We start from the raw sequence: 20,075 nt of genomic DNA on the forward strand, positions 1-20,075 counted from the left end.
GATATCCTTTAAATCGTAAGTCCTCCCGCTCTTGTCAAGGGAGGGCTTTTTATCCAAATCATACGAAGATGAAGAAACCTGCTTCAGGAGCCAAAGAACGGCATTAGAAAGGTGGTCAAAATGATGGAAAATCGTATCAACAATCCGGGGGAACATGCAGGAGAATTATCCGGTGCCCCAGATAGCAGGCTTTGCCTGTGGTACAGACAGCCGGCTGAGGATTGGATGCAGCAGGCGCTGCCGATCGGCAACGGGATGCTGGGGGCGATGATCTTCGGCGGAACGCAGCGGGAGCATATCCAGTTCAACCACAAGACCCTCTGGACGGGCTCGGCGGAATCATTGGGCAATTACCAGAACTTCGGGGATATCTATCTGGCGTTCCCGGATGCAAAAGAGGCAGCGGAATACCGGAGGGAGCTGGACCTTGCGCAGGCCGTGTCCCGCGTCAGCTACAGCATCGGAGCAGCGCGGTTCGAGCGGGAATACTTCAGCAGCAGCCCGGATGATGTGATTGTGGCCCGGTTTACATGCAGCGAAGCGAACAAAATCAGCTTTACCTTCAAGCTGGCGGACAGCCGGGATGGCATTATTGCCTATTCGGGAAACCGGGCCAAGCTGACAGGGAAATTAACGATTCTTACCTATGAAGCGCAGTTTCTCATCCAAAGTGAAGGCGGTTCCATTGCTTCAGACGAGAATGGTATTATCGTAAGCAATGCCAATGCCGTTACGATTCTGGCGGCAGCGGGAACCGATTATGACCCCGATTCCCCAAGTTATACGGGAACGGGACTATCCACAGCGCTTACGAAGAAAATCAACGAAGCTGCTTCCAAGTCGTACGAGCTGCTATTAGAGCGGCATAGGGACGATTACCAGGCGCTGTTCGGCAGGGTTCAGCTCAGTCTGAATGAACAGAAACCGGAAATTCCGACAGACGAGCTGCTGGCCGGATATTCCGCAGGCGAGCTTAATCCCGCATTGGAGGTGCTCTATTACCAGTACGGGCGTTATCTGCTGATCAGCTCTTCACGGGGGCTGCCGCTTCCGGCGAACCTGCAGGGAATCTGGAATAACTCCAACACGCCGCCATGGCAAAGCGATATCCATACGAATATTAATGTACAGATGAATTATTGGCCTTCCGAATCCGCGAATCTGTCCGAGATGGACAAGCCTTACCTGGACTTTATCTATAATCAGGCCATTGTTCAGCCTGTATGGCGCAGCACGGCGCAGTCGATGGGCGCAAGGGGCTGGACCGTTTATACGCAGATGAACATTTTCGGCTACTCCGATTGGCGGTTGAATAATCCCGCCAACGCGTGGATGTGCATGCAGCTGTGGGAGCATTACCGGTATACGCTTGACCGTGATTATCTGGCGCGCACCGCCTATCCCGTCATGAAGAGCGCTTGCGAATTCTGGCTTGACCGCCTGGTCCTCGCTCCGGACGGCAGCTGGGTGGCGCCGATGGAATGGTCGCCGGAGCATGGCCCTGACGAGGATGGCGTCGCCTATGCGCAGCAGCTGATCTGGGATCTGCTGAGCAATACGATTGAGGCAAGCAAGGCGCTGGATGAGGATGCGGCATTCCGGGAATCGCTGGAGACGAAGCTGAGCAAGCTGGACCCCGGCGTGAAGGTCGGCAGCTGGGGGCAGCTGCGGGAGTGGAGGATGACGGAGGATGATCCGGACAACTCGCACCGGCATATGTCCCACCTGATGGGCCTATTCCCCGGCAGGCAGATATCTCCTGCGCTGGATCCCGTATTGTCGGATGCGGCCAAGGTTTCGCTGGATGCGCGGGGCGACTTCTCGACCGGCTGGAGCATTGCCTGGAAAATGAATCTCTGGGCGCGTCTATTGGACGGAAACCGGGCCTACCGGCTGTTGACCCATGCCTTGAGAGTAACCACGGTGTCCGAGGTGACGATGGATGCCAGTCAGGGCGGCGTCTATGCGAATTTGTTCGACGCCCACCCGCCTTTTCAGATCGACGGCAACTTCGGGGCGGTCTCGGCTGTCAACGAGCTGCTGATGCAAAGCCATCTGCATGCGGTACAGCTCCTGCCGGCTCTTCCGGACGCCTGGCCAAGCGGGCATGTGCATGGTCTGGCAGCCCGGGGCGGCTTCGTAATTGATATGGAGTGGGAGCAGGGCATGCTGAAGCAAGCGGTAATCCGCTCAAGGAAAGGGCAGAAGGCGGTTATTCAGCATCCTTATTTTGCACATCACCAACCATCTGTCACTGATCAGTCTACAGGCTTGCAGGTCGAATATGAGTTAGCGGGAGATACGCTGTCCTTCCCGACTGCCAGCGGTTCAGGCTATGTTATTTCGCTATATGGCGAATAACCGGCGGAGCTGGGTACAACGGCTTCTTCAATGAGTGACAAGCAGATAACCCGCTTGTAACACCTGCGAAGCATCGGAAGACGTTTGCGCAAGTGGAGCTCGCACAATTATCGTTGATACAGCAAGACAAACCGCATGAACCACGACCGGATTAAAAATCCAGGGCCGTGGTTCTTTTTTTAACCCTCCTTCTGTGCCATGATAGCTATGGGGGCGATGAACCGTGTTTAAGGATTTTAAACTCATAGATGAACGTCCGGTAGCCATTCAAGTAAAGGACTACATGAAACGATTAATAATAAAAGGCGCCCTGCAGGCGGGGCAGAAGCTTCCGTCCACGCGCGAGCTTGGCGGGCTGCTGAAGGTCAGCCGCAATACGGTGATGGCGGTCTATGCGGATCTGGAGGCGGACGGCTTCGTCTACGTGCTCCAGGGCAAAGGCAGCTACGTGGCAGCGCTCGCCGATAACGCCAGTGCGGCGGCTCCATCCTGGCGGATGGCCTGGACGGCCCGCTTGAACGGGAATGCCCGGCTGGCCGAGGAGCTGGATCTGATGAAGCACGGCATACGGGCGGACAGGGGAACGATTTCCTTCACCAGCATTGCGCCCGACGAGAAGCTGTTTGATCTGGATAATGTGAAGCGGGCTTTTCTGGACCGGATGTCGGTGGAGGGCAATGTGCTGCTGAATTACGGTTATGCCAAAGGCTACAAGCCCCTGATGGATTATTTGCTCCGCTACATGGATCATAAGGGAGTCGATCTGAAAGGCAAGGATATTCTCATCACGAACGGGTTTACGGAGGGCTTCGACATTGTATTATCGGCCCTGAGCAGGCCGGGCGGCTCCGTAATCTGCGAGAATCCGACTCACCATACGGCCCTCAAGAACCTCAAGCTGCACGGGTTCGACATAACCGGGATCGCAATGGAGCGGGACGGGATCCATCTCGGGGAGCTGGAGCGGGCGCTTAAGCAGCGTGTCTATGATTGCGCGTATTTCGTTCCGTCCTATCATAATCCCACGGGCATTGTGATGTCGCCGGAGAAAAGGCTTGCGCTGATGAAGCTGATGGAGCGCTATCAGATTCCGATTATAGAGGATGGCTTCAACGAGGAGCTGCGCTACTCGGGCTCTCATGTGTCGCCGCTCATTGCAGCGGCTGGCCAGGGCAACAATGTGGTTTATATCGGCAGCTTCTCCAAGGTGCTGTTTCCGGGACTGCGCGTAGGCTGGGTGCTGGCTGACCGGGAGCTGATCTATTATTTGGAAAGCGTCAAGCGGGCCCGCAGCATTCATACCTCTACGCTGGATCAGTCGATCCTGTACCAGTATCTGTACAACGGCAATCTGGAGAAGTATTTGAAGAAAGCGAGAGCCGAGTATAAACGCAAATACGAATGGACCATGCACTGCTGCCGGGAGCATATTCCCTATACCTCGCTTTCCGGAGACGGGGGGCTGCATCTGTTTGTCACATTCCCGGAGGGCTTCAGCACAAGGGAGCTGCTGGAAGCATGCCGGAAGCAGGGCGTTATCTTTACGCCGGGCGATATTTTCTTCACGGACGGCGGAGGGCAGAATACGATGAGGATCGGATTCTCCCGGGTATCCGATGAGGATATCGGCAGGGGAATCCGGATGATCGGCGAGACGGCCAAACAAATGATGAGCTGAAGGGGAGCGTTTGAGAATGGAAGTTAACACGATGAGCATGAATGATTTTATCACGCCGCATATACGGGATATCCCCCCTTCGGGGATCCGCAAGTTTTTTGAACTGGAGGCAGGCAGCGATACGATATCGCTTGGCGTGGGGGAACCGGATTTTGTGACGCCTCTGCATGTCAGAGAGGCCTGCATGCGGGCATTGGCAGAAGGCCGAACGATGTATACGCCCAATGCCGGTCTCCTGGAGCTGCGCGAGGAAATAGCCGGTTATCTGAGCAGCAGCTTTCAGCTTCAATATGAGCCGGCGAGCGAGGTGCTGGTGACGGTTGGAAGCAGTGAAGCGGTTGATTTGGCCCTGCGGACATTGATCGGTGCCGGCGATGAGGTTCTTCTCAGCGCCCCCAGCTACATCGCGTATTCGCCGATTGCCAGTCTGCATGGCGGAGTCGTCGTCGAGGTGGAGACATCGGCCGAGCGGCAGTTCAAGCTGACGGCGGAGGCTCTGCAGGAGCGGATTACGCCCCGTTCCAAGGTGCTCATTGTGAACTTCCCGAACAATCCCACCGGAGCCGTCATGTCCAGGGAGGATTGGCTGCCCATTGCGAAGCTTGCGATCGCGAACAATCTGATTGTCATCTCCGATGAAATCTATGCGGAGCTGACCTATGACCGGCAGCACTTCAGCATCGCATCGCTCCCGGGAATGAAGGATCGGACGATCGTGATCAGCGGATTCTCCAAGGCATTCGCAATGACCGGCTGGCGGGTTGGATATGCCTGCGGCAATCGGGAGCTTATTGCCGCCATGCTCAAGATCCATCAGTACACCGCCATGTGCGCGCCTGTGCTGGGGCAGATTGCCGCAATCGAGTCGCTGCGCCGCAGCGGCCTCGCGGAGAAGGACCGCATGATCAGCTCGTTCAAGGAGCGCCGGGGCTTGTTCGTCCAGGGGCTGCGGGAGATTGGATTGCCTTGTCATGAACCGCAGGGCGCCTTCTATGCTTTTCCTTCTATTAAACACACGGGACTCACCTCGGAGCAGTTTGCCCTGCGTCTGCTGAAGGAAGCCGGAGTTGCAGCCGTAGGAGGCGGCGTGTTCGGACCGGGAGGGGAAGGCTTCATCCGCTGTTCCTACTCGGTTTCACTGCCGAAGCTGAATGAGGCGCTTGCGAGGATGGAGCGGTTCATGCGGATGCACTTCCCCCATAATAACGTTTCCCCATGTTTAGCTTAATTGTTGTTCATCCTTTGATTCTCCCATGGGATGGTTGTCATGATGACACCATTCCATGGGCTTTTTTTTTATCCTTATAAAATTTATAAGTTTCAACGAAATGCCATTGTTCCTCCCCCTCAGGAGCCTCGTATCCATGACCCACAGCTCAAGGTATCCTTCTGCGGATTCCGAATATATCCGATTATTTCCGTTTATGGGACAAGACAAATGTTAAAAGTTGTCTCAATAGACTATAAAAATGTCTTAGTAGACGATGTCAGATACGTTACAACCCCTTATTCTAAAATAGGCAAAAAGAAAACGTTTACATGTAAATTTATACTTATTTTAGGAGGATGGAAGGAGGTTGAAGAAGGATAAATAATCAAATTTTATAGTGGGACAGTGTAAGGCTGCAATAAAAAAACTCAAACATTTTCAAAAATGGAGGGCAAAAGATGAGGAAAACGAGTTTGATCATCCTCTCAACAATACTCGCGGCTATTGTTTTATTAGCTGGTTGTGAGGATTCTGCAACAACTGTCAATACCCCTGCAGCCGAAGAGAACAAAACCCCCTCAAACAATGCCGACACGGAACAAACACTTGTAATGACAGAACCGGCTGAGACGGCTGAATTGAAGGAGATTACCGAGTTCAATCAATCTCCTTTTTTGGATGACAAATCACTGCCGCCTGTCAAAGACCGCCTTCCGAAGGATTACAAGATTACCAATGAAATGCCGGCAGGCCTGCTGAAATATGAGAATGGCACCTTTGGCGGCACTTTAAGAACCATTACCTCTGCCGTAGACTGGGATGCCGATGTTTTTGTTATGAATGACGAGCCTCTCATCAACACGCCCGGTATCCTTGGAGAAGAAATAACGGGCAATGTGGTGAAGGACTTCAAGATGAGCGAAGACCAAAAGACGTTCAGCTTTGTTATGCGTGAGGGACTTAAGTGGTCGGATGGCCAGCCCGTTACAACGGATGATGTCAAATTCACAGTTGAGGATGTCCTGTTGAATACGGACATAACACCCATCTTTCCGGTTTATCTTCGTGGGGGCGGTGTTCCCGAAGGCGCGCCGTTCAAGCTTGAGATTGCGGACCAATATAACTTCAAGCTGATTTTTGACAGGCCCTATGGAGGTCTTGCAATCCGTCTTGCCATTCAAGGCTGGAGAGGCTACTCCGAACTGCTGCAGCCGGCACATTATCTGAAGCAGTTCCATACCAAATACACACCGCTTGATAAATTGGAGCCCTTAATTAAGAAAGCCGGGTTCCAGCCTGGCGAATGGGCGAAGCTTTTCAATGAAAAGGACATTACCAGCGGGGAGCTGACGAGCAAGAAGGCCATCGGCTTTCCTGTGTTGTATCCGTGGGTTTTTGTGAAAAGCACTGAGACAACCGCTACTTTCGAGAGAAATCCTTATTATTTCAAAGTAGATACGGCAGGGAATCAGCTTCCATACATCGATAAGATTGTGAGCACCATGGTGCAGGATATTGAAATGGTCTCATTGAAAACCATTGCTGGCGAAGTGGATTTTTCCCGCGAATCGGCTGCATTGGTCAAAATGCCCTTGTATAAGGAAAATGAAAAAAGCGGCTACAAGGCTTTACTTGCCAATATGCATGTCACGCCAACGGATATTTTCCTTAACATGACCTTCGATGATAAATCCTGGCAGAGCGTTGTGCAGGATGTACGTTTCCGCAAAGCGCTTAATATGGCACTGGACCGGGATGAGATTATCGATGCCATCTATTATGGCTTTGCCGCACCGTCTGTTATCGCTGATCCAACCTTCAATGTCGATGAAGCAAATAAACTGCTTGATGAGATGGGGATGAAGAAGGGTGCTGACGGAATCCGCACGGCCCCGGACGGCAAGAAATTTACGATTCCCTTTGAGGTAGGGGCACAGGCTCCGGATATCGTTCCCATGACACAGCTTGTTGTTGAAATGTGGAAGGCGCTGGGGTTGAATGTAACGATGAAAACCATTGACCAAGCCCTCTGGACCACCCGCAACACTGCAAATGAGCTTCGGGCGACCATGATCTGGACGCATACCCCCCTGTGGTATATGGGCGACTGGGGTATCGGAAACTGGGCGCCAGCCTGGGAAAGATGGCGCACAACTGGCGGCAAGGAGGGTGTGGAGCCGCCGGCCGAGGTGAAAGCCCTATTCACTCAGATTGACACCGCGGCGGCCGCTGCGCCGGCAGAGGCACAGAAAGTTTTTGCGCAAATCAAGGCGGACTTTGTAGAGAAGAACTGGTATTTCATCCCGATTGAAGAAGTGAAGCAGCCATTGATCGTCAATGACAAGCTGCATAATGTTCCAACCGAGGAGTCCTTTGCTATTGCCGCAAACTTTAGCGGGGAGCAGTTCTGGTTCGGCAACTAGGCAGATATCCGCATGAGAGAGCCCGGCGGGTTGCGGGAGGGCTGGGCTCTCTCAAACATTGACCTGGAATCACAAGAGGCAGGAATGCTTGGATGAAGGAGGAAAGTGCTTGTTAAATTATATCGGTTATCGGGTTCTTCAACTTATTCCGCTGCTGGTCGCCATCAGTATTATTGTGTTTGTCATCATTCAACTGCCGCCGGGCGATTTCCTGACCACATACATTGCCAATTTAAAGCTATCCGGTACGGATGTGAATGACAGTGCCATTCTTAATTTGAAGCTGCAGTATGGTCTTGATGAGCCTATGTACATGCAGTATCTGGTATGGGTGAAGAATATCATTCTGCACGGAGATTTAGGGCGGTCCTTCCAATGGAACATGCCGGTAACGGAGGTGATCGGCGAGCGGTTGGCCCTGACCATGACCATATCCATTATTTCGCTTATTTTCGTGTGGATCCTCGCCATACCGATTGGCATTTATTCAGCAACAAGGCAATATTCGGTTATGGATTATGTATTTACGTTTATCGGCTTTATCGGTCTTGCCGTTCCCGGTTTTCTTATCGCCTTGATCATTGTTTATGCGGTTTTTGCCCAGACCGGGATATCCATAACGGGGTTATTCTCGCCGGAGTATCAGGATGCGCCCTGGAGTATCGATAAAGTGTTGAATATGCTCCCAAGACTTGCGCTGCCCGTCGTTGTAATCGGGATGAGCGGCACAGCTGGCCTTATCCGTGTAACCCGGGGAATGCTGCTTGATGAGCTCAGCAAGCAGTATGTTATCACAGCCAGGGCAAAAGGCGTCTCTGAGCGTAAGCTGCTATTTAAATATCCAGTCCGTATGGCGGTAAATCCCTTAATCAGTACCATAGGATGGACTCTTCCCGCGCTGATTTCCGGTGAAGCGATTGTCTCCATCGTGCTCAATATGCCAACAACAGGACCGATGCTGCTCAAGGCGCTGATGTTCCAGGACATGTATCTGGCCGGCAGCTTCCTGCTCATTATTAGTGTATTGACCGTAATTGGGACGCTTCTCTCGGATATTCTGCTGGCGGCATTGGATCCGAGGATTAGATATGGAGGAGGCACTGAATGAGCGCGATCACCCAGCTATCGAGCAGGTTTCGGAGGAACAGGAAGCCAAGGTCCGACAAAAAAAGCAGGCTTGAAAATGTGGAAGTAGCCTCTCAATGGCAGCTGATGTGGTGGAAATTTAAAAAGCATAAAATGGCGGTCGCTGCAGCTATTATTCTTCTGCTCTTTTATTTGGCAGCCATCTTCTGTGAATTCCTGGCGCCAGGCGTTCCGGCCTTACGGTATCCTGAATATAAAAATGCTCCGCCGCAAAAAATCCATTTCACCGATAAGCAGGAAGGCTTCAGCCTGCGGCCCTTCGTCTATGGCCTCAAAGAAGAAATGAATGTGGAAACCTTCCGCCGCACCTTTGTTGAGGATACATCGCGGAAGTACCCGATTTCCTTCTTTGTCAAAGGCGAGCCTTATAAAATGTGGGGGTTTATTCAATCGGATATTCATCTGGTCGGCCTTCAGGATTCCAACGAGGCATTCATTCCGCTTGGTACAGATCAGCTTGGCCGGGATATGTTGTCGCGGATTATTTATGGATCGAGGATTTCTCTTTCCTTCGGACTGCTGGGTATTGTATTTACCCTTATCCTGGGGCTGCTCCTGGGCGGATTCTCCGGTTATTTGGGCGGGGTTACCGACACCATCATTCAGCGGACGATTGACTTGTTAATCTGTATTCCCACCATTCCCTTATGGATGACGCTCGCTGCGGCGCTGCCGAGGGATTGGACAGCGCTGCAAATTTACTTCGGGATGATCATCATCTTCTCCGTTATCGGCTGGACGGGTCTTGCCCGGGTGGTACGGGGGAAAATTCTATCCCTGCGCGAAGAGGATTTTACAATGGCGGCCCGGCTCTCGGGTGCTACGGATTTACGCATTATCCGCAAGCATCTTCTTCCGTCCTTTGCCAGCTATATTATTGTCAGTACAACGCTATCGATTCCTGCGACGATTATCGGGGAAACGTCGCTTAGCTTTCTGGGATTGGGACTTCAGGCGCCAGTCGTCAGCTGGGGCGTGCTGCTGCAGGACTCGCAGAACCTGGAGACGCTCGCGCATCATCCGTGGCTGCTGATACCCGCTATCTTCATTGTCATTGCCGTACTAATGTTCAATTTTCTGGGTGACGGACTGCGTGATGCGGCAGATCCCTACAAGTAGAGGAGGCTTTCCATGGTTGTTAGCGGAGATATCGTTCTGGAAGTGAAGGATCTTACCGCACATTTTCATCTGGATGAGGGTATTCTGAAAGCAGTGGATGGCGTGGATTTAACGATTAAGCGCGGGAAAACGCTCGGGATCGTCGGTGAAAGCGGCTGCGGGAAAAGCGTGACCTCCCAGGCATTATTACGCATCGTACCCAAGCCGGGAAAAGTGGAAGGACAAATTCTGCTGAGCAGGAAGAAGGATCATGATCAGGCCAGAGTTACGGATCTGGTCAAGCTTGATCCAGTGGGAAAGGATATCCGCGATATTCGGGGCGGCGAAATCGCTATGATTTTTCAGGAACCGATGAAGGCGTTCTCGCCCATTCATACGATTGGGAATCAGATTATGGAAGCCATAAAGCTTCATATTACCAATAATGAGGAGGAAGCTAAAGAAATTGCTATTCAGACCCTGAAAAATGTCGGGATGTCCAATGCGGAGCAGCGAATGAACGAATATCCCCATCAATTATCAGGAGGAATGAGACAGCGGGCGATGATCGCGATGGCCCTCTCCTGCAAGCCCTCGATATTGATCGCCGATGAGCCTACAACTGCGCTGGATGTGACTGTACAGGCGCAGGTTCTGTATTTAATTAATGAGCTTAAAGCCAGGAATAATATGTCTGTCGTCTTCATCACGCATGATCTTGGGGTCATTGCCGAGATGTCGGATGAGGTGGCGGTCATGTATCTGGGCAAGGTTGTGGAGTATACAGATGTCGATACCTTATTCCATGGAGCGCAGCATCCTTATACAAAGGCCCTGCTTCATTCCATACCAACCATTAATAGAGTAAATGAGAGGCTTGAATCCATCGAAGGAACGGTACCTTTTCCGATGAATCTTCCAGCGGGATGCGGTTTTTATACACGGTGCAAGCATGCGATCGATGGGGTATGCAATCGGGAGGACATTCCCTTGATTGAAGTGAAGGAAGGGCATCGCGTCAGATGTGTGCTGGCTGAAGTAAACCTGGAATAAAGGAGATGTGGCAGCTGTGGAAACATTGGAACGGGTTCTGGACGTCAAGGGGATGAAGAAATATTTTCCGATTACAAAAGGCTTTTTTCAGCGGACAGTCGGCTATGTCAAAGCGGTTGACGATGTGAGCGTGTCTATAGGTCCCGGGGAAACCTTTGGTTTGGTCGGGGAGTCGGGCTGTGGTAAAACAACCTTGGGCCGTTGTATTTTGCGGGCTATTGAACCGACCTCGGGCGAAGCGCAGTTTCAAAAGCGCAATGGGCAAATGGTCGATATTACCAAGCTCGATACCAAGAGCCTGCGTGCGATACGCAGAGATATGCAGCTTATCTTCCAGGATCCCTATTCTTCGCTTAATCCAAGAATGACCGTGCTGAATATCGTGGGGGAGCCCCTGGTATGCAATAACCTGGCCAGCGGAGACGAACTGAAGGAACGCGTTCGCGAGCTGATGGAGCTTGTCGGGCTAAACAGCCGCCACATGGAGAGATATCCCCACGCTTTCAGCGGAGGGCAAAGACAGCGGATCGGTATTGCCCGTGCATTGGCCACGAATCCCAAGTTTATCGTGTGTGATGAAGCAGTATCCGCCCTCGATGTATCCGTGCAGGCTCAAATCATTAATTTGCTGCAGGATTTGCAAGCCAAACTGAATTTAAGCTATTTATTTATTTCTCATGATCTTGGTGTCATTCAGCATATTTCCAATCGGGTCGGCGTCATGTATGTCGGCAAGATGGTGGAAACAGCCGGCACCAGGGAGCTGTTCAACCGTCCCATGCATCCCTACACGGAAGCGCTCTTGTCGTCCAAACCGATACCGGATCCCCGGAAGAAATCCAATCGGATTATCCTTGCAGGGGAGGTGGCTAATCCTGCCAATCCTCCGTCCGGCTGTTATTTTCATCCGCGCTGCCCCTATGCCCAGGATGTTTGCAAGAAGGAAAGTCCGCCCTGGGTCAAGGTGGATGAGGGTCATTACTCCGCCTGTCATTTCGCAGGAGAACTCAGCTTGAGGGGAGTTGATCATTTATGACGCCTATCCTAATTACCATCCTTGGCTTTCTTATTCTTCTGGGATTGACCATGGTAGGTCTGCTATGGTACCTCAGAACCATAACCGGCGTACTCGTCGTCAGCAGGCATGAGCAGCTGGAGCGGATAACAACGCTGCATGATATTCCTGAGCAATGGAAGGCCAGGTATAACGGGCGGATTATGAAGCTGCATCAGCAAGGGGACCACGTGAAATCCCGGAAGCTGCAGGAAGCGGCGAAAAGAAGTTATGTAAGAAGACTGAGGCGGCTTTCCCTGTATTTAAGAAAAACACGGCTTGTCGATAGTGAAGAAACAAGAGCCTATACGCTTACGCTGCTCGATTCGGTCAGAATGAAGTGGGAGGATCAATCCTCCCATGGATGAGTTTTTGAAAAGGAGTAACAGGCAGGCCAAGGCGGGCATTTATTCTTATTTGCTATCCTTTGCGACAAGTGCTCTGGGGATTTATCTGTGGTTCGAGCTGCGTGATTTGATTTCCAGTTTGCTGATCGTCTTCAATATCAATCCTTCAGCATGGCGGGCGATCGACAACTTTTCCTTTCTTTTGTTGGGTATTCTATGGCTCGCATGCGTATTCTTTGTGCAGCATGTCTATCACAAGAGCTACCTGGCAGGCTGCCTGTTCCGCCGCGTTTGTCTCGTGATCGGCATCCAGATGCTCATAGGGTCTGTTATTCGGCTGATTTCCGTCCTTGTTCGATCCGTGATAATGGATGCGCTGGGCTGGACTATCCTGATCTGCATTGGAGGTGTCGGGATATCCCTGATTTATTACACCAGAAATAAGCGGACGGCCATGAATGCAGAGGAGATCAAGGGGTGATGAAATCATGCTTGCTGCTGTGAGATACCAGCGGATTGTCGACCTGGTCAATGAGCGCGGGAGTGTCCGGGTAACGGAGCTCAGCCAATTATGCCAGGTAACGGAGGAAACGATCCGCAGGGATTTGGGCAGATTGGAAAGCGAAGGCAGACTCTACCGCAGCTTCGGGGGAGCGCTTGGCATTCGAACGTATACGCCGGAAATCTCCTACAAGGAACGGGAGATAACCAATATCAAGGAAAAAAGCAAAATTGCTGAAGCGGCTATCCAGCACATCGCACCTCATGAGCGAATCGTTCTGGATGCGAGCACAACGGCTTGGTACATGTCCTCGAAGCTGCCTGACATTCCGTTAACCGTCATCACCAACTCGCTCAAGGTGAGTCTGGAGCTCAGCATGAAGAAGAATATTCAGGTCTTCAATACAGGCGGTACTATGCTCTCGCATTCGCTGTCCTTCGTGGGTCCGATCGCTGAAAAAACAGTGGATGATTTCCATGTGAATAAGGCCTTTATCTCCTGCAAGGGTGTGCATCTGGAACGCGGGATCAGCGAATCCAATGAAATGCAGGCGAGGATCAAGAAAAAAATGATGCAGATGGCAGAAGAAGTGTATGTATTGGCAGACTACAGCAAATTCGACATTCAGTCCTTCGTTTCTGTAAACGGCTGGCAGGGTATTCATCATCTGATCACCGATGCCAAGACCAGTCCGGATATAATAAATCAACTAAGAGGCAAGCAGATTCAAGTCATTCAATTAATGGAGTGATCGTACAATCCGGGTGAGTGTTCACTACTCAAACTTCAGCATACTTATGCAAAGGGGAGTTGGCATGCTCAATTACTCGAATCATTCGTATTTGGATGAACATAAATTACCCTTCTCGATCTCCCGAGTCTTTCTGGATCAACATAATAGTCCATCGATGCAGGAGCATGATTTTGTTGAGCTGGTTTTTATCGTACAGGGCGATGCGAGGTATATTTGTGAAGGGGAATGTTATGATATCCATACTCGTGATGTCATTATTATCAATCCGGGTGAAACTCACAGGTATGAGGTAGGACAAGGCAAACCATTTGAAATGATCAAATGCCAGTTTAACTCGGAGTTCATCCAGGAGAGTTTATTGCGGCAGCTGGAAATCACAACCTTAATGGACTGTTCATATGTTCACTCCTTGTTGAACAAAGGGGAGCGACGCTATAATCGGTTGAATCTCAAAAAGCAGGATAGCATGCGCGCCATATCACTGCTGAATTGCATACAGCTGGAGTGGAAATTCAAGCAAGCTAACCATCATACCCTGATTAAAATTCTGGTGCTGGAGCTTCTGGTGCTGCTGTCGCGCTACAAAAGCCAGAATACATCCTTCCAGCCGGAACCCAGGCTCCAGCGGAGCAGTCACAACCGGATATTAACACGCCGGGTTAACGGCTTTCTCGAGCATCACTATGCCGAAAAATTGTCCATATCCTCCATATGTGAACTATTTAATATAAGCACGCGCCAAATGAATCGTATTTTCAAAAGAGAAACAGGACAGACGCTCACGGAGCGTGTGCATGAAATCCGCATTAACCGGGCCAAACAATATTTGATGGAAAGCGATGAGAAGGTCATTCAGATTGCGATTCTGGTGGGCTATGAGGATCCTACATTCTTTTCCAGTTTATTTCGCCGCCAGGTAGGCTGTCCTCCAGGGAAATTCAGGAAATTTTATCAAGAGCTGGGGTGAGCTCTTCCAGGCGGTCCAATTTCCGTCGACGTGCAGCCGGATATTCAGATAAAGCTGTTGTCCGGGCTTAACAAAGAAATCATTCAAGGTCTTAATAGTCAATCATGTTAATCAAAGAAACGGTTTGAGCGGGAGATGATTCTCTTCCTGCTCAGGCCGTTTCTTCTTGTGTGATGGAGATTTGCCCGGCCGTCAGGGGCTTCCATTTCCCAGGGGAAATTGAGTCGTCGATACTTGAGTGCTAAACTAAAAGAGAAAACACTCAAGCACGATGAGGCTCGACACGGGGGATAACGCATCGATATGTCCCGATTATGAATCAAGGAGGATGTCCTATTGAGAGCGATAATAGTTGAACAGCCCGGAGGGATCGAACAATTGAAGGCAGGGGAGTACCCGAAGCCGGTTCCCGCGGATCGCGAGCTATTGGTCCGTGTAAAAGCCGCGGCCATCAACCGGGCGGATATTCTCAAGCGCAGGGGACTTTATCCGGCAGCTGCAGGCGCAAGCCCGATTCTGGGTCTGGAAATGTCGGGGGTAGTTGAGCAGGCGGGAGCGGCCTGCGAAGGCTGGAAGGCTGGCGACCGCGTATTCGGGCTGCTTCCCGGCGGAGGATATGCGGAATATGCCGTCATTCCAGGGGAGATGGCGATGCGCATCCCTGACAGGCTGTCCTTCGAGGAAGCGGCGGCCATTCCCGAAGTATTCCTGACGGCCTATCAAACCCTGTTCTGGCAGGGCGGGCTTGCGGCCGGTCAATGGGTACTGATTCATGCAGGAGCAAGCGGAGTGGGGACGGCTGCCATTCAGCTGGCCAAGCATAAGGGGGCCAAGGTCATAGTCACTGCGGGAACCGACGAGAAGCTGGCGGTCTGCCGGAGCCTTGGCGCCGACATTGCGGTTAACTACAAGCAATCTTCCTTTGACGAGGAAGTTAAGCGGGCAACAGGGGGACAGGGAGTCCAGCTCATTCTTGATTTTATCGGCGCTTCCTATTGGGAGCGGAATATCGCCAGCCTTGCTGTCGACAGCCGGATGGTGCTGATCAGCTCGCTTGGCGGCTCCAAGGTGGAGAATGTAGACCTGGCGGCGATTTACGCCAAGCGGATCACCATCGTCGGAACGCTGCTCTCCACGCGGAGCGTCGAATATAAGACGCAGCTAACGCGCGATTTTGTCCGGGATGCCCTGCCTGCTTTTGCCGACGGGAGTCTGAAACCCATTATTGACACCGTTTATCCGCTGGAGGAGGTCGGAGAAGCCCACCGGCGTATGGAAGCGAACAAGAACATCGGCAAGCTTGTGCTGACCGTACAGGATGAAAGTGACCTTGACTCAACCTCCTCCTGAGCCGGGGGAGTTTTTCTTTTGCGCCAGCCAGACGATGCCTGAAATTCAGCTGCAGGAGCATGATGCGGCACTGCGTGGCGGGGTTAAGCCGTATTTGCCTAGCTCCGCAACCTGTTGTAAAGTAAATTTATAACCTCGCGGGGAAGACCCACCATTGACCATGAAAATGGAATCGCTTTCAAAAATAAGGGGCGGCTAAATGATGAAAACCAGGTTTTCCAAAACGTTCAGAAGATTTCTGTTATCCTATCTCATCATTCTGATCATTCCGAATATAGCGGGATATATCACGTATCGGACTTCTATTGACGCCGCTGAGAAGAATTCAATTGACACGAGCCTGCTGCTGCTCAAGCAAAGCAAGGATATTTTGGAGAGACGGATGGCCGAGGTGCAGAATTTCACCAGACAGCTGGCCATCAACCAGGATATCGCGCTGATCATGAATGAAAATGTAAAGAAGGACTCTTATAATATTTATGGGTTATGGAAGACTTGGCGGGATGTATCCTATTACGACAAGACCAATGACTTTCTGCAAAACTATTATATTTATCTGAACAATTATGATGTTGTGCTGACCCCGGCAACCATCTATTACCGTCCGCTTCATTATTATGAGCAAAACTATTACAGCGGTCTCTCGTTCGATGAATGGAAGAAGACGATCATTCAGACGAGCCATCAGGATACGATTCTGCCTCTGCGCTCGTATATCCGCAACAAGACGGAATCCTTCGTCATGACTTATATTCAATCCCTCCCGCTGAACAGCTTCACCAAACCGAGCGGAACGGTGGTGGTGGTCATCGATGAGTCCAAGATCAGCAGCATGCTGATGAGCTTCTCCAGCCAATACGGCGGTTGGGCGTATATAACGGACAAGGATGGGAAGCCGCTCGCTTCCGCGGGAATCGACAATGAGCAGATTGACCAGTTGGGGCTAAAGACGACGCCCGAGGAAATGGAGACCCAGGAATTCGTCGATGATACGCTGCGGATAACCGTCCGCTCGGAGAGCAACGGCTGGGTCTATGTTGCCGGTATTCCGCGAAAGGCTCTGATGGAGCAGGCCGACAAGATTCAGCATATTACGTGGACGGTTACGGTTGTCGCGCTTGTGATTGGCCTATTGATCTGTCTGCTCCTGGCTTACCGCAACAGCACGCCCATCAACCGGCTCGTTCGCATTGTGCGGGAGCAGATCGGTCAAGACTCGTATGTCGCTTACAATGATTATGATTTCCTGCACGGCAATATATCGAGTCTGATAAGCGACAACCGGCTGCTGGAAACGGAATTGAACCGGCAGATTCCGCTTGTGCGGGATGCCTTCATGAAGCGGATTCTCCGGGGAGAGTTCCATTCGCAGCATGAAATCCGGGCCGCCTCTTCACAGTCGGGCACGGAATTTCAAGGCGATTACGGTTATGTCGGCATGATCCGGATTAACGGCTACAGCGGCATGAATACGGAAGAAATTCTCAATGAGCTGCAGGCCGCACGTCTCCTGATTACACAAACCATGCGTACGATTGATGCAGCAGCAGCCATAACCGATATGGATTCCGACAAAATCGCGGTGATTAGCACATTTGCCACGGAGCCGGGCACGGAACAGCGGAAGGATTACGAGAAGAAGATCGCCGGGCTCAGAGCGACTCTCGAAACGGAATACCGCATATCCATCTCGGTTTCCGTAGGCTCCTCCTTCCACAGCCTCTCCGATATCAGCCGATCGTTCGAGGAGGCAAGGCGGGCGATGGATTACGGTGCCGCCGCAAGCAGTGACGGCAGTATTACCTGGTATCACGAGACCTGGAAGGAAACCACAACCTATTATTATCCGATCGATCAGGAAATGCGCCTCTTGAGCGCCTTGAAGGTTGGGGAAACCCTGGAAGCCAAGCGGATCGTGGATCAGATCTTCGTACAGAACTTCGCCGAGCGCGGCTTGTCCGCGGAAATGTCGCAGCAGCTCATCGGGGAGATCAAAGGAACGATACTGAAGCTGATCGATCAGAAGGTGATTCAGGATCCGGATGAATCCGAGCACCTGAAGAACCGGACTGTTCAGATCATGCTGTCGGAAGGCGTCGAGCAGGTGCACAGCGAGCTGGAAGAAATTATTGAACAAATCTGCGAGCTCATCGTAAGGAAGAAGACCGAGAAAGAAAATGAAACGGTGGACAAAATAAGAAAATCCGTTGAAGCAAGGTACGGAGACGCCAATCTGTCTCTATACCAGATCGCCGACTCGGTTGGCAGGCCGGAGAAATATATTTCCCAGCTCTATAAAGAGCAGACCGGTGAGCCTATCTCGGACTATCTGGAGAAAATCCGGATCAAGCATGCTTCCGGCCTGCTGTTTGACTCCAATTTGACAATTGATGAGATTGCTGCTCAGGTCGGCTATAACAGCTCTCACTCCTTTCGCAGGGCGTTCAAGCGCGTCCTGGGCGTTTCCCCCAGTCTATACCGCAAATCCACAAATGAATAACCATTCCTTATCGTGAGCCCGACCCCATCAGGTCGGGCTTTTTCCTTAAACGGTTAAGAATGAATCCACTGCATTGATGATCGTTCGGCAGGAAAAACCGTGCTGCGGCACAGATCCGGAACCAGCCAGACCTAAACGGCTGCTCCAGCTAGGAAAAACCTGCTTGCATGTCCCCCTGCCCTGGTTGAAGGCCCCGCAAGCAGGAAAAACCGTACTTCGGCGCAGATCCGGAACCAGCCAGGCCTAAACGGCTGCTCCAGCAAGGAAAAACCTGCTTGCATGTCCCCCTGCCCTGGCTGAAGGCCCCGCAAGTACTTCGGCGCTGCAAACCGGTTCCTCGCGTATGGTCTTGCCCATGACTCCATTCATCGGCATGGGCGGTCCGTCACAAGTTTGGTCATGTGCCGCCATGGCAGGCGCAGCCGCTTCTTTCAGCAATACGTACACTGGAAAAATCAGGGTACAGCATGCTGCTGTACCCCGATTTCTCAACTGTACCTTTACGCAGGTGCTTGCTAACCCGTAATATTTGCGTAAAGAAAGCGCTGCCATTTCGAATGGGATTGCAGCGGATTGCAGCCTGCCTTCCAGCTGCCCGCCTTTCTCTATGAAAAACGGTACGCACGATGACGAAAAAGACGATGAGGAGGGAATCCATGGAAACGGTTAGGGCTGTGCAGCCTGGAAAAAAAACGACCGCCTTAAGAGGGGCAAAGCTTCGTGCTGACGCCAGAAGAAGCTTTAGAAGACATTGGCAGTTTTACCTGCTCATTATCCCCCCTGTACTTTTCTTCATCATATTCAAGTACGTCCCCATGCTTAATGCGGTCATTGCTTTCAAGGATTACAGCATTGTTAAAGGAATCTGGGGAAGCCCATGGGCCGGGCTCAAGCATTTCAGGCTGTTTTTTGACAATCCGGTCTTCTGGGTGCTGATCCGAAACACGCTGATTATAAGCCTCTATCATCTGGTTGTCGCCTTCCCGATACCCATTCTGCTGGCGCTGGGGCTTAATGAAATTCGCAGCGGCTTCTTCAAGCGCGCTGTGCAGCTGGTAACGTATGCGCCTTATTTTATTTCTACCGTCGTGATGGTCTCTATTATTATGCTTCTGACATCCCCGCGGCTTGGCATTCTCAATATACTCATGCAGAACATGGGAATGGAGCCGGTCAACTTTCTGGGTGACCCCGGGATTTTCCGGTCGGTGTATGTGTGGTCGGATGTATGGCAAACGGCCGGTTATTCCGCAGTTATCTATATGGCGGCGCTTGCGGGTGTGGACCCTGCGCTCTACGAGGCTGCCCGGGTTGACGGCGCATCCAGGATGCAGAAAATCCTTCATATCGACATTCCGGGGCTGCTGCCGGCGGCTGTCATTATCCTGATCCTGTCCGTCGGCAATATTATGGCGATCGGCTTCGAAAAAATCTATTTGCTGCAAAATCCGCTCAACACCAGCACATCCGAGATCATTGCCACCTATGTGTACAAAATCGGGCTGCTCAATGCCAACTTCAGCTTCGCTACCGCAGTCGGATTATTCAACTCCGTCATCAATCTTATACTGCTTGTGCTGGTCAACGCACTGGCACGGCGTATATCCAATAATAGTCTCTGGTAAGAGGGAG

At 51.5% G+C, this 20,075-nt stretch carries 16 protein-coding genes; all 16 read left to right on the forward strand.

The annotated features are described in order from the left end of the window. The first annotated feature begins 120 nt into the window (after positions 1 to 120). The 16 genes from AC0YOA_RS18290 to AC0YOA_RS18365 all read left to right on the forward strand — a co-directional run bounded on the left by AC0YOA_RS18290 (position 121) and on the right by AC0YOA_RS18365 (position 20,068). The gene (locus AC0YOA_RS18290; RefSeq protein WP_475787791.1) at positions 121 to 2,361 is read left to right on the forward strand and encodes a glycoside hydrolase family 95 protein; all 2,241 of its coding nucleotides are present in this window, start codon (positions 121 to 123) and stop codon (positions 2,359 to 2,361) included. 223 nt (positions 2,362 to 2,584) lie between these two features. Then, the gene (locus AC0YOA_RS18295; protein ID WP_475787792.1) at positions 2,585 to 4,039 is read left to right on the forward strand and encodes an aminotransferase-like domain-containing protein; all 1,455 of its coding nucleotides are present in this window, start codon (positions 2,585 to 2,587) and stop codon (positions 4,037 to 4,039) included. A 16-nt stretch (positions 4,040 to 4,055) separates the two neighbouring features. Further along, on the forward strand, positions 4,056 to 5,267 hold the full coding sequence (locus AC0YOA_RS18300) for an aminotransferase class I/II-fold pyridoxal phosphate-dependent enzyme (RefSeq protein ID WP_475787793.1): 1,212 nt from the start codon (positions 4,056 to 4,058) through the stop codon (positions 5,265 to 5,267). Positions 5,268 to 5,306: 39 nt separating this feature from the next. Next, complete coding sequence (locus AC0YOA_RS18305) at positions 5,307 to 5,630, forward strand: hypothetical protein (protein ID WP_475787794.1); 324 nt, start codon at positions 5,307 to 5,309, stop codon at positions 5,628 to 5,630. Positions 5,631 to 5,707: 77 nt separating this feature from the next. After that, positions 5,708 to 7,672, forward strand: a complete 1,965-nt coding sequence (locus tag AC0YOA_RS18310; RefSeq protein WP_475787795.1) for an ABC transporter substrate-binding protein — start codon at positions 5,708 to 5,710, stop codon at positions 7,670 to 7,672. 109 nt (positions 7,673 to 7,781) lie between these two features. After that, a complete protein-coding gene (locus AC0YOA_RS18315; protein ID WP_475769936.1) occupies positions 7,782 to 8,780 on the forward strand; it encodes an ABC transporter permease in 999 nt (332 codons plus the stop codon). After that, a complete protein-coding gene (locus tag AC0YOA_RS18320) occupies positions 8,777 to 9,937 on the forward strand; it encodes an ABC transporter permease (RefSeq protein WP_475787796.1) in 1,161 nt (386 codons plus the stop codon). The genes AC0YOA_RS18315 and AC0YOA_RS18320 overlap by 4 nt, the downstream gene beginning before the upstream one ends. A gap of 12 nt (positions 9,938 to 9,949) precedes the next feature. Beyond that, positions 9,950 to 10,969, forward strand: coding sequence for an ABC transporter ATP-binding protein (locus tag AC0YOA_RS18325; protein WP_475787797.1), 1,020 nt, complete (start codon positions 9,950 to 9,952; stop codon positions 10,967 to 10,969). A gap of 52 nt (positions 10,970 to 11,021) precedes the next feature. After that, positions 11,022 to 12,005 (forward strand): ABC transporter ATP-binding protein, encoded by a 984-nt coding sequence (locus AC0YOA_RS18330; RefSeq protein WP_210044779.1) that lies wholly within the window; start codon positions 11,022 to 11,024, stop codon positions 12,003 to 12,005. Beyond that, entirely contained in the window at positions 12,002 to 12,391 is a 390-nt protein-coding gene (locus AC0YOA_RS18335) for a hypothetical protein (RefSeq protein ID WP_475787798.1), read from the forward strand. The genes AC0YOA_RS18330 and AC0YOA_RS18335 overlap by 4 nt, the downstream gene beginning before the upstream one ends. After that, entirely contained in the window at positions 12,384 to 12,851 is a 468-nt protein-coding gene (locus tag AC0YOA_RS18340) for a hypothetical protein (RefSeq protein ID WP_475787799.1), read from the forward strand. Before AC0YOA_RS18335 ends, AC0YOA_RS18340 begins: the two co-directional genes overlap by 8 nt. Positions 12,852 to 12,858: 7 nt before the next feature. Continuing rightward, a complete protein-coding gene (locus AC0YOA_RS18345; RefSeq protein ID WP_210044711.1) occupies positions 12,859 to 13,623 on the forward strand; it encodes a DeoR/GlpR family DNA-binding transcription regulator in 765 nt (254 codons plus the stop codon). 64 nt (positions 13,624 to 13,687) lie between these two features. After that, a complete protein-coding gene (locus AC0YOA_RS18350) occupies positions 13,688 to 14,593 on the forward strand; it encodes a helix-turn-helix domain-containing protein (RefSeq protein ID WP_475787800.1) in 906 nt (301 codons plus the stop codon). 336 nt (positions 14,594 to 14,929) lie between these two features. Beyond that, positions 14,930 to 15,943 (forward strand): NAD(P)H-quinone oxidoreductase, encoded by a 1,014-nt coding sequence (locus tag AC0YOA_RS18355; protein WP_475787801.1) that lies wholly within the window; start codon positions 14,930 to 14,932, stop codon positions 15,941 to 15,943. 199 nt (positions 15,944 to 16,142) lie between these two features. Continuing rightward, positions 16,143 to 18,443: a helix-turn-helix domain-containing protein gene (locus AC0YOA_RS18360; RefSeq protein ID WP_475787802.1), complete on the forward strand. Its 2,301-nt coding sequence runs from the start codon at positions 16,143 to 16,145 to the stop codon at positions 18,441 to 18,443. Between the two features lie 656 nt (positions 18,444 to 19,099). Further along, positions 19,100 to 20,068 (forward strand): ABC transporter permease, encoded by a 969-nt coding sequence (locus tag AC0YOA_RS18365; RefSeq protein WP_475787803.1) that lies wholly within the window; start codon positions 19,100 to 19,102, stop codon positions 20,066 to 20,068. The last annotated feature ends 7 nt before the right edge of the window (positions 20,069 to 20,075 follow it).

The sequence above is a fragment of the Paenibacillus sp. JT22N12 genome (assembly GCF_056269365.1).

What these genes read in the sequence shown, in the direction of transcription:
- AC0YOA_RS18290 (WP_475787791.1), top strand. Translation starts at nt 121, where the DNA reads ATGATGGAAAATCGTATCAACAATCCGGGGGAACATGCAGGAGAATTA.
- AC0YOA_RS18300 (WP_475787793.1), top strand. Translation starts at nt 4,056, where the DNA reads ATGGAAGTTAACACGATGAGCATGAATGATTTTATCACGCCGCATATA.
- AC0YOA_RS18305 (WP_475787794.1), top strand. Translation starts at nt 5,307, where the DNA reads ATGATGACACCATTCCATGGGCTTTTTTTTTATCCTTATAAAATTTAT.
- AC0YOA_RS18310 (WP_475787795.1), top strand. Translation starts at nt 5,708, where the DNA reads ATGAGGAAAACGAGTTTGATCATCCTCTCAACAATACTCGCGGCTATT.
- AC0YOA_RS18320 (WP_475787796.1), top strand. Translation starts at nt 8,777, where the DNA reads ATGAGCGCGATCACCCAGCTATCGAGCAGGTTTCGGAGGAACAGGAAG.
- AC0YOA_RS18325 (WP_475787797.1), top strand. Translation starts at nt 9,950, where the DNA reads ATGGTTGTTAGCGGAGATATCGTTCTGGAAGTGAAGGATCTTACCGCA.
- AC0YOA_RS18330 (WP_210044779.1), top strand. Translation starts at nt 11,022, where the DNA reads ATGAAGAAATATTTTCCGATTACAAAAGGCTTTTTTCAGCGGACAGTC.
- AC0YOA_RS18335 (WP_475787798.1), top strand. Translation starts at nt 12,002, where the DNA reads ATGACGCCTATCCTAATTACCATCCTTGGCTTTCTTATTCTTCTGGGA.
- AC0YOA_RS18340 (WP_475787799.1), top strand. Translation starts at nt 12,384, where the DNA reads ATGGATGAGTTTTTGAAAAGGAGTAACAGGCAGGCCAAGGCGGGCATT.
- AC0YOA_RS18345 (WP_210044711.1), top strand. Translation starts at nt 12,859, where the DNA reads ATGCTTGCTGCTGTGAGATACCAGCGGATTGTCGACCTGGTCAATGAG.
- AC0YOA_RS18350 (WP_475787800.1), top strand. Translation starts at nt 13,688, where the DNA reads ATGCTCAATTACTCGAATCATTCGTATTTGGATGAACATAAATTACCC.
- AC0YOA_RS18360 (WP_475787802.1), top strand. Translation starts at nt 16,143, where the DNA reads ATGATGAAAACCAGGTTTTCCAAAACGTTCAGAAGATTTCTGTTATCC.
- AC0YOA_RS18365 (WP_475787803.1), top strand. Translation starts at nt 19,100, where the DNA reads ATGGAAACGGTTAGGGCTGTGCAGCCTGGAAAAAAAACGACCGCCTTA.